The sequence below is a fragment of the Dyella telluris genome (genome assembly GCF_014297575.1).
Lineage (GTDB): Bacteria > Pseudomonadota > Gammaproteobacteria > Xanthomonadales > Rhodanobacteraceae > Dyella > Dyella telluris.
Genome location: NZ_CP060412.1, coordinates 1,553,372 through 1,569,953 on the forward strand (window position 1 = coordinate 1,553,372; position 16,582 = coordinate 1,569,953).

The 16,582-nt window shown below is 64.5% G+C and carries 12 protein-coding genes; 5 read left to right on the forward strand and 7 right to left on the reverse strand.

The genetic code is table 11. The annotated features are described in order from the left end of the window. Nucleotides 1–105: 105 nt before the first annotated feature. From H8F01_RS07145 to H8F01_RS07165, 5 genes are all read right to left on the reverse strand, one after another. Nucleotides 106–390, reverse strand: coding sequence for a hypothetical protein (locus H8F01_RS07145; RefSeq protein ID WP_187058317.1), 285 nt, complete (start codon nucleotides 388–390; stop codon nucleotides 106–108). Nucleotides 391–564: 174 nt separating this feature from the next. Next, entirely contained in the window at nucleotides 565–789 is a 225-nt protein-coding gene (locus tag H8F01_RS07150; RefSeq protein WP_187058318.1) for a hypothetical protein, read from the reverse strand. A gap of 128 nt (nucleotides 790–917) precedes the next feature. Next, a complete protein-coding gene (locus H8F01_RS07155; RefSeq protein WP_187059196.1) occupies nucleotides 918–1,667 on the reverse strand; it encodes a TSCPD domain-containing protein in 750 nt (249 codons plus the stop codon). A 206-nt stretch (nucleotides 1,668–1,873) separates the two neighbouring features. Then, on the reverse strand, nucleotides 1,874–2,512 hold the full coding sequence (locus H8F01_RS07160; RefSeq protein WP_238481181.1) for a histidine biosynthesis protein HisIE: 639 nt from the start codon (nucleotides 2,510–2,512) through the stop codon (nucleotides 1,874–1,876). A 63-nt stretch (nucleotides 2,513–2,575) separates the two neighbouring features. Beyond that, nucleotides 2,576–4,720 carry an adenosylcobalamin-dependent ribonucleoside-diphosphate reductase gene (locus tag H8F01_RS07165; RefSeq protein WP_187058320.1) on the reverse strand — a complete coding sequence of 715 codons (2,145 nt, stop codon included), beginning with the start codon at nucleotides 4,718–4,720 and terminating at the stop codon, nucleotides 2,576–2,578. A gap of 349 nt (nucleotides 4,721–5,069) precedes the next feature. Between H8F01_RS07165 and H8F01_RS07170 the strand changes: the two genes are divergently transcribed. The 4 genes from H8F01_RS07170 to H8F01_RS07185 all read left to right on the forward strand — a co-directional run bounded on the left by H8F01_RS07170 (nucleotide 5,070) and on the right by H8F01_RS07185 (nucleotide 10,779). Then, a complete protein-coding gene (locus H8F01_RS07170; RefSeq protein WP_238481182.1) occupies nucleotides 5,070–6,440 on the forward strand; it encodes a DegQ family serine endoprotease in 1,371 nt (456 codons plus the stop codon). 324 nt (nucleotides 6,441–6,764) lie between these two features. Beyond that, nucleotides 6,765–7,961, forward strand: a complete 1,197-nt coding sequence (locus H8F01_RS07175; protein WP_187058321.1) for a LysM peptidoglycan-binding domain-containing protein — start codon at nucleotides 6,765–6,767, stop codon at nucleotides 7,959–7,961. Between the two features lie 8 nt (nucleotides 7,962–7,969). Then, nucleotides 7,970–8,662, forward strand: coding sequence for an HAD family hydrolase (locus tag H8F01_RS07180; protein WP_187058322.1), 693 nt, complete (start codon nucleotides 7,970–7,972; stop codon nucleotides 8,660–8,662). A 737-nt stretch (nucleotides 8,663–9,399) separates the two neighbouring features. Further along, nucleotides 9,400–10,779 carry a leucyl aminopeptidase family protein gene (locus tag H8F01_RS07185; RefSeq protein ID WP_187058323.1) on the forward strand — a complete coding sequence of 460 codons (1,380 nt, stop codon included), beginning with the start codon at nucleotides 9,400–9,402 and terminating at the stop codon, nucleotides 10,777–10,779. A gap of 451 nt (nucleotides 10,780–11,230) precedes the next feature. Here the strand turns inward: H8F01_RS07185 and H8F01_RS07190 are convergent, their stop codons facing one another. Next, on the reverse strand, nucleotides 11,231–11,833 hold the full coding sequence (locus H8F01_RS07190; protein ID WP_187058324.1) for a DUF4126 domain-containing protein: 603 nt from the start codon (nucleotides 11,831–11,833) through the stop codon (nucleotides 11,231–11,233). A 153-nt stretch (nucleotides 11,834–11,986) separates the two neighbouring features. Between H8F01_RS07190 and H8F01_RS07195 the strand changes: the two genes are divergently transcribed. After that, complete coding sequence (locus H8F01_RS07195; RefSeq protein ID WP_187058325.1) at nucleotides 11,987–13,723, forward strand: M1 family metallopeptidase; 1,737 nt, start codon at nucleotides 11,987–11,989, stop codon at nucleotides 13,721–13,723. Nucleotides 13,724–14,320: 597 nt separating this feature from the next. Here the strand turns inward: H8F01_RS07195 and H8F01_RS07200 are convergent. After that, the gene (locus tag H8F01_RS07200; protein ID WP_187058326.1) at nucleotides 14,321–16,579 is read right to left on the reverse strand and encodes a carboxy terminal-processing peptidase; all 2,259 of its coding nucleotides are present in this window, start codon (nucleotides 16,577–16,579) and stop codon (nucleotides 14,321–14,323) included. Nucleotides 16,580–16,582: the final 3 nt, after the last annotated feature.

Sequence of the window (16,582 nt, forward strand, 5' to 3'; positions counted from 1 at the left end):
ACGGCAAATCCAAAACAGGCGTCAGAAGCCGTTTACTGAAAAAAGTGCACTCTGGCCCCTGATTTGGACCTCTGATTTGGACCCCTGACTTGGACCCCTGATTTGTTATTTCTTCCGCGTGGGGCGCTTGGCTGCCTCTACCTGCCGAATGACATAACTCATCATTTTGTTGCTAGTCACGACAGAGAAGTTGTCACTCGCAACCTCGTCTATCGCATCCAAAGCGGAACTTATCTTGTCATCCAAGCCAATAACATCGGGAACATAGCCGCTCTGTAGCTCGGTAGTCAGATCCAATGCCTCTTGCAATGCCTCTTGTGCGAGATCCAAAGCCACTAAGGCAAACTCCAGCCGTGTGTCGCGAGTAATCGCTGAAAGCATCTCAGCCACTCGATCCTCAGGCTCCAAAGGCATATTCGAAGGTACTTTCTTTCTTCCCAGAACTCCCCCTCGCTCACGCATGGCATGAGCTCGTCAAAGTCACCAGTACATCATCGCTACCGACTCTCACACTCCAACGCGGCAAGGACGAAAAGCCAGAAAATCTAGGCAATTCCGTATCGACTACTTGCCGGTGCGGACCGACCCACCATGCTGATTCATCAACTCGGCGAACTTGGCCCATGAAAGGCGCTTCTTATTTACCGAGTTACCGGCCGGCAGCCACTCAATATTTCCCTTACTGATTAATACCGTACCAAGCTTGCTGCCGTCCTTTTTGACTTCGACTTTGACGTCCTTATGAAGCACAAACTTCGTCGAAATATCCATCGTTACTTCGTGTGCCATCTGCTCTCTCCCTTGAATTGATCGCTAAGTAAATCCAATATTTCCTGGGCCCGAACGCTCACTTGGGCACGAAAAAAAGGTGACTGCAAGCAGTCACCTTTTTCAATTCGACTCCAATCAGATTGGCTTTAACCGCACTTGCTATACCCACAATTCAAACAAGTCTGGCACCCATCCATCAGCACCAGCGCCTGGGTGTTGCACTTGGCGCAGAGGGTGGCGCCGGGCGGGAAGCCGCTGGCATTGGATTCGGGCTGGGCCTCGGAGGCAGCAGCCGGCGCGGCGCTCTTGCCGGTGGCGGCGGCTTCATAGGCGGCGCGCTTTTCGGCGATGAGCTTGCGGGTGGATTCGTCCATCTCCGGGTCGTGGATCAGGCCGATGGTCTTCATGTGCTGCTCAATCACCGCGCCGATCTCGGCGACGATGCTGGGCATGTAGATGCCGCCGGCCTTGAAGTAGCCGCCGCGGGGGTCGAACACGGCCTTCATCTCTTCCACCAGGAAGGTGACGTCGCCGCCCTTGCGGAACACGGCGGAGATGATGCGGGTAAGCGCCACGATCCACTGGAAGTGGTCCATGTTCTTCGAGTTGATGAAGATCTCGAAGGGGCGGCGCTGTTCGTGCGGGGTGCCGGCGTTGAGCACGATGTCGTTGACGGTGACGTACAACGCGTGTTCGAACAGCGGCGACTTGATCTTGTAGGTGGAGCCGACGAGCGTTTCGGGGCGCTCCAGGCTCTCGTGCATCTGGATGACTTCCGCCTTGGGCGCCTCTTTGGGGGCGGCCGGCTGGGCGGCGGGTGCGGCGGCGGACGCGGCCTTGTCCTCGGGCTTGACGACGTTGTAGCCCTTGATCTTCTTTTCGATCTTGATCGCCATGGTGTGGTTCTCTTGGTGGAACCCCATGCGGCTCCCCGTCGTTTCCTGGCCGCTCGCCTGACTGGCAGGGAAGGCGCTGGATTCCTGCTTTCGCAGGAATGACGGGTTGGGAGGTTGAGGTTCTTGTGGTTCGGGTGGTGCAGGCGGCTCGCGTCGCGGAAACAACCCGGCCCGGCGTTGGCACGCCGGGCCGGATCGGGTGCTACTTACTTACGGCGTGCGGACTTCTTGGCGACCTTGCGGACGGCCTTCTTCACGCTCGCCTTCTTGCTGGCAGTGGACCTCTTGACCGCCTTGGCGGCGGTCTTCTTACCGGCGGCCTTCTTGACCGTCTTCTTCACGGCCTTGGTGGCCGCCTTCTTGCTGCTGACCTTACGGACTGCCTTCTTGGCAACCTTCTTGGCGGCGGCCTTCTTCACCGCCTTCTTCACCAACTTCTTGGCAACGGCCTTCTTGACCGCCTTCTTCACGGCCTTCTTGGCGGCTGCCTTCTTGACCGTCTTCTTCACGGCCTTCTTGGCGGCTGCCTTCTTGACGGCCTTCTTCACGGTCTTCTTGGCGGCAGCCTTCTTGACCGCCTTCTTCACGGTCTTCTTGGCAGCGGCCTTCTTCACCGCCTTCTTGGCGGCCTTCTTGGCCGGAGCTGCCTTCTTGGCCGCAGCCACCTTCTTCTTGGCGCGTGCCTTCTTGGGCTTGGCGACCGGGGCCACTTCGACCACGGGCACTTCGACCGGCGCGTCAACGACCGCTACGATTTCTTCTTTCACATCAAACTCAGTATCGATGGACATGCGGGTATTCCCCTCCGACGTGGATTCTGGAACTAGTGTTGAGTGCCTTGCCACCGGGTATTCGGTATTGCTCTTGGCAGTGGGTCGGTGCCTGTTCCCAGGCAACCGGTACGTAGTTTAGAACTTTCCGTAATACCCTTCCTTCAAGGCATCGAACAAATTGGCGGCGGTGTGCATTTCGCCGTCGTATTCCACTTCTTCGTTGCCTTTCAGTTCCACAACACTACCGTCCTCCAATTCGAAGCGGTAGAGGGTGCTCTCCAGATCGGCCTCTTTGACGAGCACGCCCTGGAACGCCGCCGGGTTGAAGCGGAAGGTGGTGCATCCCTTCAAGCCCTGTTTATAGGCGTAAAAGTAGATGTCCTTGAAGTCTTCGTACGGGTAGTCGGTGGGGACGTTGGCCGTCTTGGAGATGGAGGAGTCGATCCACAGCTGCGAGGCAGCCTGGATATCCACGTGCTCCTTGGGGGTGATGTCGTCGGCGGCCACGAAGTATTCGGGCAGCTTGGACTTGGGGTCGTCCGAGAAGGGCATGGCGTCGGCGTTGATCAGGGCGCGGTAGGCCAGCAGCTCGTAGCTGTAGACCTCGACCTTTTCCTTGGTCTTGCGGCCTTCGCGGATCACGTTGCGCGAGTAATGGTGGGCAAAGCTGGGCTCGATGCCGTTGCTGGCGTTGTTGGCCAGGGACAGGGAGATGGTGCCGGTGGGCGCGATGGAGCTGTGGTGGGTGAAGCGGGCGCCGGTTTCGGCGAGCTGTTCCACCAGGTTGGGCGCCACGCTGGCCACGCGCTGCATGTAGCGGCTGTACTTGGCATGGAGCACGCGGCCGGGGATGGAATCCCCCACCTTGTAGCCGTCGGCGGCCATTTCCGGGCGCTTGCGCAGCATGTCGCCGGTAACGGTGTAGTCGCGGGCGAGCACCGGGGCGGGGCCCTTTTCCTTGGCCAGGTCCAGCGCCACTTCCCAGCCGGCCACGGCCATTTCACGCGAGACGTCCTCGGTGAAGCTGACCGATTCGGCGGTGCCGTAGCGCATCTTGAGCATGGTGATGGTGGAACCCAGGCCCAGGAAGCCCATGCCGTGGCGACGCTTGGAGATGATCTCGTTGCGCTGCTGCTCCAGCGGCAGGCCGTTGATCTCCACCACGTTGTCCAGCATGCGGGTGAACACCTTGACCACTTCGCGGTACTCGTCCCAGTCGAAGCGGGCCTTGGGGCCGAAGGGGTCGCGCACGAAGGTGGTCAGGTTGATCGAGCCGAGCAGGCACGAGCCGTACGGCGGCAGGGGCTGCTCGCCGCAGGGGTTGGTGGCGCGGATGTGCTCGCACCACCAGTTGTTGTTCATCTCGTTGACCTTGTCGATCAGGATGAAACCCGGCTCGGCAAAGTCATAGGTGGACACCATGATCATGTCCCACAGGTGGCGCGCGCGGATGTGGCCGTAGATCTTGCAGGCCACCAGGCCGTCTTCGCGCTCCACGTAGTTCTCGTGGGTGGCCCATTCGCGCCACACGATCTTGGTGCTGTCGGTGAGGTCGACCTCGTCCTGTTCCTTCACGTGCACCGGGAACACCAGCGGCCAGTCCTGGTCGTGCTCCACCGCCTGCATGAAGCCGTCGGTGATCAGCAGGGACAGGTTGAACTGGCGCAGGCGGCCGTCTTCGCGCTTGGCGCGGATGAATTCCTTCACGTCCGGATGGCTGACGTCGAACGTGCCCATCTGCGCACCGCGGCGACCGCCAGCGGAGGAGACGGTGAAGCACATCTTGTCGTAGATATCCATGAAGGACAGCGGGCCGCTGGTGTAGGCACCGGCGCCCGACACGTACGCGCCGCGCGGACGCAGCGTGCTGAACTCGTAGCCGATGCCGCAGCCGGCCTTCAGCGTGAGGCCCGCCTCGTGCACCTTCTCCAGGATGTCGTCCATGGAGTCACGGATGGTGCCGGACACGGTGCAGTTGATGGTGGACGTGGCCGGCTTGTGTTCCAGCGCGCCCGCGTTGGAGGTGATGCGACCGGCGGGAATGGCACCGCGGCGCAGCGCCCACAGGAAACGCTCGAACCAGTGGTCGCGCAGTTCCGGCGTGGCTTCCACGTCGGACAGGGCGCGGGCAACGCGCTGGTAGGTTTCGTCAACGCTGCCGTCGACCGGCGCGCCCGACTTGGCCTTCAGGCGGTACTTCTTGTCCCAGATATCGAAGGACGCGGGCTGCAGCGGAATGGCGGCATCGCGGTTTACGGCTGGTGCACGCATGGTGCTCATCGGCTTCCTGACCTCCCGGTATGACCTTTCGGCCCCGTGTTGGTTTGTTCTGTTCGGCTAAGCCGCTCGCATCGAGTAAACGCAGGGTGCGAACCCCGCGCCTGTTGCCCGATGCTCGCGTTCCCTGCCCGACCCGCTGACCCTCTCCCCCCGAGAGTGCCCCGTGACACCAGCTCTTGGGTGACCAACCTGCCATGTCACACAAGATGTTGTGGTCGCGAACGGGAGAGAAAGTTACCCCTGCCCTTGGCCGATGTAAAGTAATTTTCGTCAGTGCGCGACCCGGGGAACCGTCGCTGCGGCAATGAGTCGAACCACCGTCGATTCCACCCGTGAAAAAGGAGCTTCCATGCCTGCCCGTTTCGCTTGCCGCCTGGCTGCCGCCGCCTTCGTGCTGGCTGTCGCGACACCGTCGGCCAGCTACGCAACGTTGCCACCCACCGTGGACGGACAGCCGCTGCCGTCACTGGCGCCGATGCTGGAGAAAGTGACGCCGGCGGTGGTGAACATCTCCACCAAGACGCGCGTGCAGGTGCGCAACCCGTTCTTCGACGACCCGGTGTTCCGCCAGTTCTTCGGCATGCAGGGCGCGCCGCGTTCGCGCGTGGAGCAGAGCCTGGGTTCGGGCGTGATCGCGGACGCGGCCAAGGGCTACATCCTCACCAACAACCACGTGGTGGGCGGCGCCGACGACATCACGGTGACGCTGCAGGATGGCCGCGACTTCAAGGGCAAGCTGGTGGGCACCGACCCGGACACCGACGTGGCGGTGGTGCAGATCCAGGCCAGCAACCTGCAGGCGCTGCCTACGGCGGATTCGTCGAAGCTGCGCGTGGGTGATTTCGTGGTGGCGGTGGGCGATCCGTTCGGCCTGGGGCAGACGGTGACCTCGGGCATTGTCTCCGCGCTGAGCCGCTCGGGCCTGGGCGGCACGGGCTTCCAGAACTTCATCCAGACCGATGCCTCGATCAACCCGGGCAACTCCGGCGGCGCGCTGGTGAACCTGCGCGGCGAGCTGGTGGGCATCAACACCATGATCATCTCGCCCTCGGGCGGCAACGTGGGCATCGGCTTTGCCATCCCCACCAACCTGGCCGGCGAGGTGATGCAGCAGTTGGTCGCGCACGGCAAGGTCAACCGCGGCAACCTGGGGCTGGAGACGCAGGACATCACCCCGCGCATTGCCAAGGTGCTGGGACTGAAGGACAACAACGGCGCGGTGGTGACGCGCGTAACCACCGGCTCGGCCGCCGACAGTGCGGATATCCAGACCGGTGACGTGATCACCGCCGTCGACGGCAAGCCGGTGCGCAACGCGCAGGACCTGCGCAACGCCGAGGGCCTGCTGCCCATTGGCAGCACGGTGAAGCTCACCGTGCAGCGCAGTGGCGCCACGCGCGAGGTGACCGCCAAGCTGGTGCCGGAGAAGCTGGCCACGGTGGACGGCGCCAAGCTCGATGCACGCCTGGCCGGCGTCACCTTCAGCGAACTCACGCAGAACCTGCGCAGCCAGGGCCTGGGCGGGGTGAGCGTGGGTGCGGTGCAGTCAGGCAGCCGCGCGGCGCGCGCCGGGCTGCAGGCCAACGACATCGTGATCGGCATCAACAACCTTCGCATTCCGGACCTGCGCACCCTGCAGCAGCTGACCGGGGTGAATCCGCGGCAGCTGGTGCTGGTGGTTTCGAATGATGAGGGGGTGAGGTATGTGGAGATTCGTTGAGGGGTAAAGCCGACTCTGTGTGGTGAAGGGTGAGGCGCCTTTGCTCTGCCCACATCACACAGAAAAGCCCCAAAACATCACCCTCAACCTCCCGCCTCTAGTCGCACCCCATCGTGCGACGCTCACCTCCCGGCGCGAGTTGCGCTAACGGTGGATGAATGCGGCGGGCGTTGCGTGGCCCGCGTCGCGTTTTTATGCGGCCCAGCGGTAGGAATACGCTTGCGGATTGGCCGGGAGCTGGATGAAATAGCCGGGTTACATCTGCACGCGTCCGTTCCAGGCGGCTCGCGAACGCCAATCATCATTCCGGGGTGCTCCACCGCCATGTCACGACGTCTTTCCCGCTTGCTCATCGTTGCGCTGATTTCCTCCTGCGCAGCCACCGGCGCCTTCGCCGCCGGCAAAACCACCACCAAGTCGACCAAGAAGCCTGCTACCCCGCCGCCGCCGGCGCTGGTGTGGCGTGGTGACTACGCCACCGCTCGCGGTGTGGTGGAAGACGTGGCCAAGGCATACGAGAAGAGCGGAAAGGGCCGCATCGACGTGCAGCCGTTCAACACGGCCTCGGGCCTGGATGCCGTGGAGCATGGCCTGGCCGATATCGCCGGCAGCGCACGCAGCAGCTCCAACGATACGGAAAGCACCCTGCTGTTCACACCAGTGGCGTTCGACGCACTGGTGATGGTGACGCACCCCTCCAACAGCGTGCCCAACCTGACCGCCAAGCAGCTGCACGACATTTACCTGGGCAAGATCACCAACTGGCGCGACGTGGGCGGCAAGGACGCACCGATCGACCTGTATGCGGTGGCCAGCCCGGGCGACGGCGTGGAATACAGCCTGCGTCGACTGCTGTTCGGCCGCGGCAACCAGCCGGTGGCCGCGCCGCGTCTGTACGTCAATACGGCCAAGCTGGAAGAAGCCGTGACGCTTGATCCGAATGCACTGGGCGTGACCACCCTGTCCGGCGTGGCCAACAACGCCAAGGTGCGCATGATCAGCATCGAGGGCGTGGCCCCGAGCCTGGCGACCGTTTCCGACGGCAGCTACCAGCTGTACACCCCGCTGTTCCTGGTGACCAACAAGGAAAGCCCGAAGGCCGCGCAGATTGCCGGCTTCATGCAGTTCCTGCTTACCGACGAAGTGAAGAGCCTGGCCCGCGCGCACCACCTGGTGCCGTACGTCGAAGCGCATCAGCTGGCCCAGAACGACAAGGCCCGCCGCGAGAAGCTGCTGGCCGAAGCCGGTTCCAAGGCCGACGTGGTCGACGACCCGGCGCTGACGCAGCCGCAGCTGCCTGTCGCGCCGACGGCCGCCGCCGAAGCCGCACCGGCTACCGCAGCCGCCGCCGAGAAGAGCGGCTCCGCCGCCGCAGGCGAGACCTACACGGTGTCCAAGGGCGACACGCTCGGCGGCATCGCCAAGAAGTACTCGGTGACGGTGGCCCAGCTGAAGGAATGGAACCACCTGAGCAGCGACAACGTGAAGCTCGATCAGGTGCTCAAGGTCAGCGGCAACTGATTGCCCGCGTGCGCATCCGCGCCCTGACGCTGGACCTGGACGACACCCTGTGGCCGGTACTCCCGGCCCTGGAGCGGGCAGACCACGACGTTGACGCGTACCTGCGCCAGCACTATCCCGACGTAGCGCGCGCATGGCCCATCCCGGCCATGCGCGCCCTGCGCGCCGAAGTGGCCGCCGAGCGCACCGACCTCGCCCACGATTTCACGGCGCAACGCCACCTGACCATGCGTCGGGCGTTCACCACCTGCGGCATCGACGAGGTACCGCTGGAAATCCTCTGGGAAATCTATTTCTCGGCGCGCAACAGCGTCGACCTTTTCCCCGACAGCCTGCCCGCCCTGCAACGCATCGCCAGCCGCTGGCCCGTGGCCAGCCTGACCAACGGCAACGCCGACCTGGACCGCATCGGCATCCGCGAACACTTCGCCCATCACGTGAGCGCGCGTGACACCGGCATTCCCAAGCCCGACGCCCGCATCTTCCTCGCCGCCGCCGAGCGGCTGGGCATCGCGCCCGGGGAAATCCTGCACGTGGGCGACGACCCGGAACTGGATGTGGTTGGCGCACGCGATGCGGGTTTGCGCACGGCGTGGATCAACCGCGCGGGGCATCCGTGGCCGGGGGCGCTGGGTGCGGCGCCGGATCTGGATCTGCGCGACATGGTGGCGCTGGCGGATTGGCTGGACGCGCAGGGCTGACGCGGCTAGCTGGCGGCGTGGTATCGGCGGGGCGCTGCGGTCGCGCACAAGGTGCGCTCCTACAGGGGGTCTCGCATCGTGTGAAGCCCGTTCCTTTCTCGCCTCAGTGCTCACCCCAGTCCTCTCCCGAACGGGAGAGGACGAGCGACAGGTGATGTTCAACGTGAACCACCGAGTGGCAAGGAAGGATGTGCCTCGTAGAGGCACGACGCTCCGCGTTAAGTCCTCACAGCTTCGGCGCGTTGCGAAGCGCTTGGAAGTACCCGCTGTGTAGAGGCGGAGGTTGCCAAGCAACACCGTTCCTCAGCCGCTCGGGCTTTTCCCATCGGCATGCTGCCAGCCTTTAAGGCCATTTCTTTGGGTTACTTTTCTTTGGGCCAGCAAAGAAAAGTGACTCGGCCTCCGGCAGGAGGTCGAAACGCCCCCGCTGCGTAAGCGGCCAGATCGCGACGGCGCGCGAGACCAGAGGCCAAGAGCAAAGTCACTGGATTCCCGCCTTCGCGGGAATGACGGCTCTTTTGAAGGACCGAGGCAAGAGTGCCCCCTCACCCCAGCCCTCTCCCCGGCGGGGAGAGGGCGCAAGGTTGCGCGGTGAACGTGGAATCACGAAAACGTCAAGACGACGAATTTCCCGAATCAATCCGAACCGCGCCCTCGCCCCCCACCCCAAAAGCGCGCATCATTAAGCATCACCACGCTGCCAACGCGGCCCCCGCCCGTGCCGCGCAAGGAATTCCATGTCTGTCCTGATTGAACGCAAGTCCAGCGATCGCAACAGCATCGCCATCGAAACCACCGACACCCCGCACTTCGCCGCCACCAAACGCCGCCTTACGCCCGCCCAGCGCCAGTGGCTGTCGGCATCCGGCTTTGAAGCCGCGCCGGGCACGCTCGCGCTGCTGCCGGATCAAGGCGGCAAGCTGGCTCGCGTGCTGGTGGGCGTGGATGCGGGCGATGCGCTGGGCGCCCTTGGCGGGCTGCCGCGCACGCTGCCGGAAGGCACTTATCACCTCGCCGACGAGGGCGTGCTGAAGGACAAGCTGCAGGCCGCGCTGGGCTGGGCGCTCGGCGCCTACGAGTTCACCCGCTACCGCAAGGCGCGCCGCGCGCCGGCCAAGCTGGCCATTGCCGCCGCCAACCTCGACACACTCAAGCCGCTGGCCGACGCCACCACGCTGGTGCGCGACCTGGTCAACACGCCGACCGAGGACATGGGCCCCAAGCATCTCGCCGATGCGGTGAAGCAACTGGGCAAGACGCACAAGGGCAAGGTGCGCGAGTGGGTGGGCGACGAACTGCTCGACGCCAACTTCCCCACCATTCACGCCGTGGGTCGCGCCAGCCATCGCTCGCCGCGCCTGATCGAACTGACCTGGGGCAAGAGCAGCGATCCGAAGATCGCGGTGGTCGGCAAGGGCGTGTGCTTCGATACCGGTGGCCTGGACCTGAAGCCGGCCGACGGTATGCGCTGGATGAAAAAGGACATGGGCGGCGCGGCGCACGCCATTGCGCTGGCCGGCCTGATCATGCAGGCGAAGCTGCCCGTGCGCCTGCAGCTGCTGATCCCTGCCGTGGAGAACGCGGTGTCGGGCGCAGCGATGCGTCCGGGTGAAGTCATCACCACGCGTGCGGGCATCACGGTGGAGGTGGACAACACCGATGCCGAAGGTCGCCTGGTGCTGTGCGACGCGCTGACCTTCGCCACCGAGCAGAAGCCCGAACTCATCATCGATTTCGCCACGCTCACGGGCGCGGCACGCATTGCGCTGGGCCCGGACCTTCCGGCGCTGTTCGCCAACAACGACGACGCCGCCGACCGCGTGCTCGCCGCCGGCCGCGCGGTAAACGATCCCCTGTGGCGCCTGCCGCTGTGGCGCCCATACCGCAAGATGCTGGAGTCGTACCTGGCCGACATGGCCAACTCCGGCGCGTCGCGTCACGCGGGTGCGATCACCGCCGCGCTTTATCTGGAGCGCTTCGTGCCCGAGACCACGCCGTGGCTGCACCTGGACACGTATGCGTGGAACGACGCGGACCGCCCGGGCCGCCCGCGTGGCGGCGAGGCACTGGGCCTGCGTGCGTTCTTCGCATTCCTGCAGCAGCGCTACAAGGGCTGAGGCCATTACCGGTTCGAGACAAGAAGGGCGGCCCTCGGGTCGCCCTTTTGATTTTTGGCGAGACAAGTTCGCTCCCCCTTGTGGGAGTGCCCGCTAATTCACTTGTAGGAGCGCGCTTGCGCGCGACCGCAACGCGTCGTTGTAGCACGACACTTCAGCGGTGAGAACACGGTGTTGTCGTCGCCGTGGTCGCGAAAGCCGGGCACTGCCTGCGGTCGCGCACGAGTGCGCTCCTACAGGGGTATGGCATGCCATGGTGGTTACGCGCTTGTTCCTGGCGTCACGCCCCATCCCTATCCGGTGGGAGCGCACCCTGTGCGCGACGGGTGAGCGGCGATGTACCTCGATGCATCGATGAAGACGCCTCGCGAAAAACCACCCCCAGAGGAGGCATTCGGGCCGCGGTCGCGCACAGAGTGCGCTCCCACCGGGGAGTGGTGTCGCCCCGCCCCTAGGTCGACGACTCCACCCCTGCCCCGCGCAACCGCCGCGCCAGCGCTCTCAGGCCACGGAGGATCTTCGGCACCAGCCACAGCAGAAACAGCACGAAGATGCCCAGCAGCACGAGGAACACCGCCGGGTGCTGCCACATGAGGTACATGCCACCCAGCCACGAGATGTCTTCGCCCAGGCTCGCGCCCCAGTTGCTGAAGGGTTCGGGCGAGGTGTTGATCAGGGCGCGGCCACCGGTCTTGGCCAGGTGCGTGCCGGAGGTCAGCGTGCCGCCCAGCAGGGCCGCCGCCAGCTGCGTGCCGGCACCGGCATCGCGGAACACGCCCCACGCCAGCAAGGCGCCGGCAGGCACGCGGATAAAGGTATGTACGGCATCCCACACGCTGTCGAAGGCGGGCACCTTGTCGGCGAGGAACTCGCCCAGCGTCAGTACGCCCGCGGTGATCAGCACCCAGTTGTCGGTGAGCAACTGCAAGCCATCCGGCAGGTGCACCACGCCGAAGCGCCCCAGCAGGCCGGCCAGCAACACCGTGGCGTAGAGGCGAAAGCCGCTGGCCCAGGACAGGCCACCGGCCAGCGCGAGGTTCTGCAACGTATCCATGAGCGGTCTCCGGGTACGACGCACGAGCGGCAGGCTTGAAGCATGCGCGCAGGGCGGCCCGCGTCACAAGGCATGCCCAACCATGACTTTCGGCGATGACGCCATGGCTCGCGGGGTGCCATTCTGCGGGTTTGATCCAATCAGGGACCCTCCATGCCGACGCCTCGCCTCCTGTCGCTCGCCTTATGCGCCGCACTTGCCACCTTCGCCCATGCCGAGGACGCCAAGCCCGCGCAGCAGCCGCCACTCAGTGCGCAGACGGTGCGCTCGGGCGGCGTGCTGCCGGCGGAACAGGCGCGCGTGCACTTCGACCATGCAGAGCTGCACTTCAGCGTGGATCCGGCCCAGCAGACGCTGGACGCCACGGCGAAGCTCACCTTCAGCGCACGCGAGGCGACCGACGTGCTGCTGCTGGACCTGGACAACAACCTCACCATCAAGCGCCTGTCGGTGGACGGCAAGGCGCTTGGCGCCGACCGCTGGAGCAATCCGGACGGCCGCCTGCGCATCCAGCTCCCGAAGGCGCTGGCCAAGGACGGCAAGGTGACGGTGGAGATCGCCTACGGTGGCAAGCCGCATGTGGCCAAGAAGGCACCGTGGGACGGCGGCTTCGTGTGGAGCCACACCGATGACGGCCAGCCATGGATCGCCACCGCGGTGGAAGGCGAAGGCTGCGATCTCTTCTGGCCGTGCATCGACCATCCGCAGGGCAAGCCCGACCTGGTCGACACGTATATCACCGTGCCCAAGTCCCTCGCCGCGCCGGGCAATGGCGTGCTGGTCGACATCAAGGACCATGGCGACACGCACACCTATCACTGGCGCGCCAAGCACCCGACCACCTACGCCATTTCGATCAACATCGGCCCGTTTGATGTGCTGAAGGGCGATTACCACAGCCATTACGGCAACACGATTCCGATGCAGATGTGGTACCTGCGCGGCCACGAGGCGCAGGCGAAGCAGCTGTTTGGCGAATTCCCGCGCATGCTGGATTTCTTCGAGCAGCAGATTGGCCCCTACCCGTTCGGCGACGAAAAGATGGGCGTGGTGGAAACGCCGCATCTGGGCATGGAGCACCAGACCATCAACGCCTACGGCAACGGCTACCCACGCAGCGAGTACGGCTTCGACTGGCTGCTGCAGCATGAGTTCTCGCACGAGTGGTTCGGCAACCAGGTGACCAATGCCGACTGGGACGACATGTGGATCCATGAGGGCTTCGGCACCTACATGCAGCCGCTGTTCGGCCAGTACCTGTACGGCGACATGCCGTACTTCTCGATGCTGCAGAACGAACGCAGCATGGTGAAGAACGCCTACCCCATCGTGAAGGGCCAGAGCCAGACCGAGGAAGAGGTGTACGACGCCGCGCACGGCCCCGGCAACGACATCTACTACAAGGGCTCGCTGATGCTGCACTCGCTGCGGCAGATGATCGGCGACCGCGCCTTCTTCGAGAGCGTGCGCCGTCTGGTGTACGGCCGCCCCGATCCGAAGCCTGGCAACTTCGCGCCGCACTACGCCACTACGCAGGACTACATCAACATCGTGAACCAGGTGAGCGGTCGCGACCTGGGCTGGTTCTTCGACATGTACCTGCACGAAGCCGCCCTGCCCGCACTGGAAACCCACCAGGACGGCAACACCCTGCGCCTGCACTGGCGCGTGCCGCACGACAAGCCGTTCCCGATGCCGGTGGAGGTGCAGGTGGGCGACCAGCTCGTCACCGTGCCGATGAACGGCGGCGATGCCGCCATTCCCGTGCCCGCCGGCTCACTGGTAATCGTGGACCCGCGCAGCAAGTTGCTGCGTGACCTGCCGCATTTCGCCGAATACCAGCAGTGGAAGAAGGAACAGGCAGAGAAGAAGGCGAAGGCGGCGAAGTAAAAGCCGCTCCTCCTCTATCTGTACCTGTGGGAGCTCTACCTGTAGGAGCGCACCCTGTGCGCGACAGCCTGACGGAGCGGTGAGCCTGCTACTCCGCGGTCGCGCGCAAGCACGCTCCTACAAGGGCTGCCGAATCTGGTAGGAGCGTGCTTGCGCGCGACCGCGGCACCCCGGTGTGCGCCGCTCTCACGATGGGCGCATCAGCGGACCGCGGCGCTCGTCATCGCTGGGTATCTGTAGGAGCGCACCCTGTGCGCGACAACCTGACGGAGCGGTGAGCCTGCTGCTCCGCGGTCGCGCACAGGGTGCGCTCCTACCAGGTTCTGCAGCCCTTGTAGGAGCGCGCTTGCGCGCGACCGTAGCGCCCCGGTGTACGCCGCCCTCACGATGGGCGCTTCAGAGGACCGCAGCGCTCGTCATCGCTGCGTATCTGTAGGAGCGCACCCTGTGCGCGACAACCTGACGGAGCGGTGAGCCTGCTACTCCGCGGTCGCGCACAGGGTGCGCTCCTACAGGGTTGAATCACGGGGCGCCTGTTCGGCGCATAAAAAAAGGCGGCCCGAGGGCCGCCTTTTTCATGGATTGCCCATCGACAGGTCAGTGGGCCGCCGGGGTCGGCTGGGCGGGCTTCTCCGGCGTGGCCGCGGCGGTGGCCGAGGTGGCGTTGGAGAACTTGCCGCCGTAGGGCAGCACTTCCGACGCCAGCTTGGCGTCACCCTTGATCAGGCCCACCGCGTCGAACAGGATGTGCGCGGTTTCGCTCAACTGCGGATCAGCCGCCTTCTTGGCGTCCTTCTCCTGCTGCAGTTCGCTCTTGAGGCTGCGCTCGTTGGCGTTGAGGCCATCGTCCAGCGTATCGGCGCCTTCGTTGTCGGCACCACCATCGATAGCCTTGTGACGCGCGCGGAAGTCAGCCTGCATGGCGTCCAGTTCCTTGCGCTCGGTTTCGCGCTGGGCAAAGTTGAGCGAGATCGTGGTCTTGTCGCGCATCTTCTTGTACTGCGCCAGCTCGTCCAGCATGAGCTTCCAACCCGGCGAGGTGGCCGTGCGGGCGTCGTGCTTGGTGGTCAGCTGCGGCAGGTAGGCCTTCAGGTCGGCCACCGGCTTGTAGTCGGCCGGCGCGATCTGCGTCCACGGCAGCGCGTTGTCGTAGGTGGACTCGCCGAAGTCTTTCTCGTCGCCGTTCTTCGGGAACTGGATGTCCGGCGTCACGCCCTTCAGCTGGGTGGAGCCGCCGTTGATGCGGAAGAATTCCTGGATGGTCATCTTCAGCTCGCCGAACTGCGGCTTCTCGCTGTTGTTGCGCGTGAAGCGGTCCAGGTCCACCAGGTTCTGCACGGTGCCCTTGCCGAAGGTGGGCTGGCCGATGATCAGGCCGCGGCCGTAATCCTGGATGGCGGCAGCGAAGATTTCCGAAGCCGACGCCGAGCCGCGATTGACCATCACGGCCATCGGGCCACTCCAGGACATGCCCGGATCGTCGTCGCCCTGCACCTGCACTTCACCGCGCGCATCGCGCACCTGCACCACCGGACCCTGGTCGATGAACAGGCCAGTGAGTTCGTTGGCTTCGGCCAGCGAGCCGCCGCCGTTGTTGCGCAGGTCGATCACCACGCCTTCCACGTTCTCGGCCTTCAGCTCGCCCAGCAGCTTGGCCACGTCGCGGGTAGCGCTCTTGAAGTCCTTGTCGCCTTCGCGACGGGCGCCGAAGTCGGAGTAGAAGCTCGGCAGGTCGATCACGCCGATCTTGCGCGTGACACCGGCGTCCTTGATCTCGATGACCTTCTTCTTGGCGGCCTGCTCTTCGATGCTCACCTTCTGGCGGACCAGGCTGATCAGCTCGTGCTTGCCGTCCACACCAGCGTCAGCCGGGAGGATTTCCAGGCGGACCGTGGTGTCCTTCTTGCCGCGGATGTGCTTGACCACGTCGTCCAGGCGCCAGCCGATGACGTCGACCATCGGGCCGCTGGTGCCTTCGCCAATGGCGACGATACGGTCACCCACGTGGACCTTGCCGGACTTGGCGGCCGGACCGGCCACCACGACTTCGCGGATCTGGGTGTATTCGTCACGCGCCTGCAGCACCGCGCCGATGCCTTCCAGCGAGAGCTTCATGGAGATGTCGAAGTTCTCCGCCGCGCGGGGGCCGAGGTAATCGGTGTGCGGGTCGGTGGATTCGGCATAGGCGTTCATGAAGGACTGGAACGCGTCCTCGCCGTCGAGCTGCTTCACGCGGTCGATGTAACCGGCGTAGCGCTTGTCCAGCGTCTTGCGGATCTCGTCGTCCGGCTTGCCGGCGAGTTTCAGGCGCAGCCAGTCGTTCATGGTGCGCTCGCGCCACAAGGTGTCGAGCTCGGCCTGATCCTTCGGCCACTCGGCCTTCTTGCGGTCGTAGTTGTAGCTTTCGTTGGTGTTGAAGTCGAAGCCCTGCTTCAGCAGGCCGCGCGCATAGGTCATGCGCTCGATGGCCCGCGTGATGTACAGGTTGAACATCGAGAACGGACCGGACAGGTCCTGGTTCCAGATGGCGTCGTCCATCTGCGTCTTCAGCGGCGCGAACTTGGCCAGGTCGGCCTGCGTGAAGAACACCTTCTCGCCGTCCAGGCTGTCCATGTACGCCTTGTAGATCTTCTGCGACATGGCGTCGTCAAGCGGCTTCGCGTCGTAGTGGAAGCGCGTGAGGAAGCGGGCGGAGAGCTGCGCCGCCTGCGCCTGCGTGACGGTGGGCTTGAGCGGCAGCGTGGAGAACTTGCGCGGCGAGGCAGCGTCCGCAAGGTCAGCCGCGGACTGCGCATGGACACCGACGCCGGTGACGGCAAGAGCAAGCAACAAAGCTAGCGAAGGGCGCAGTTTCATAGG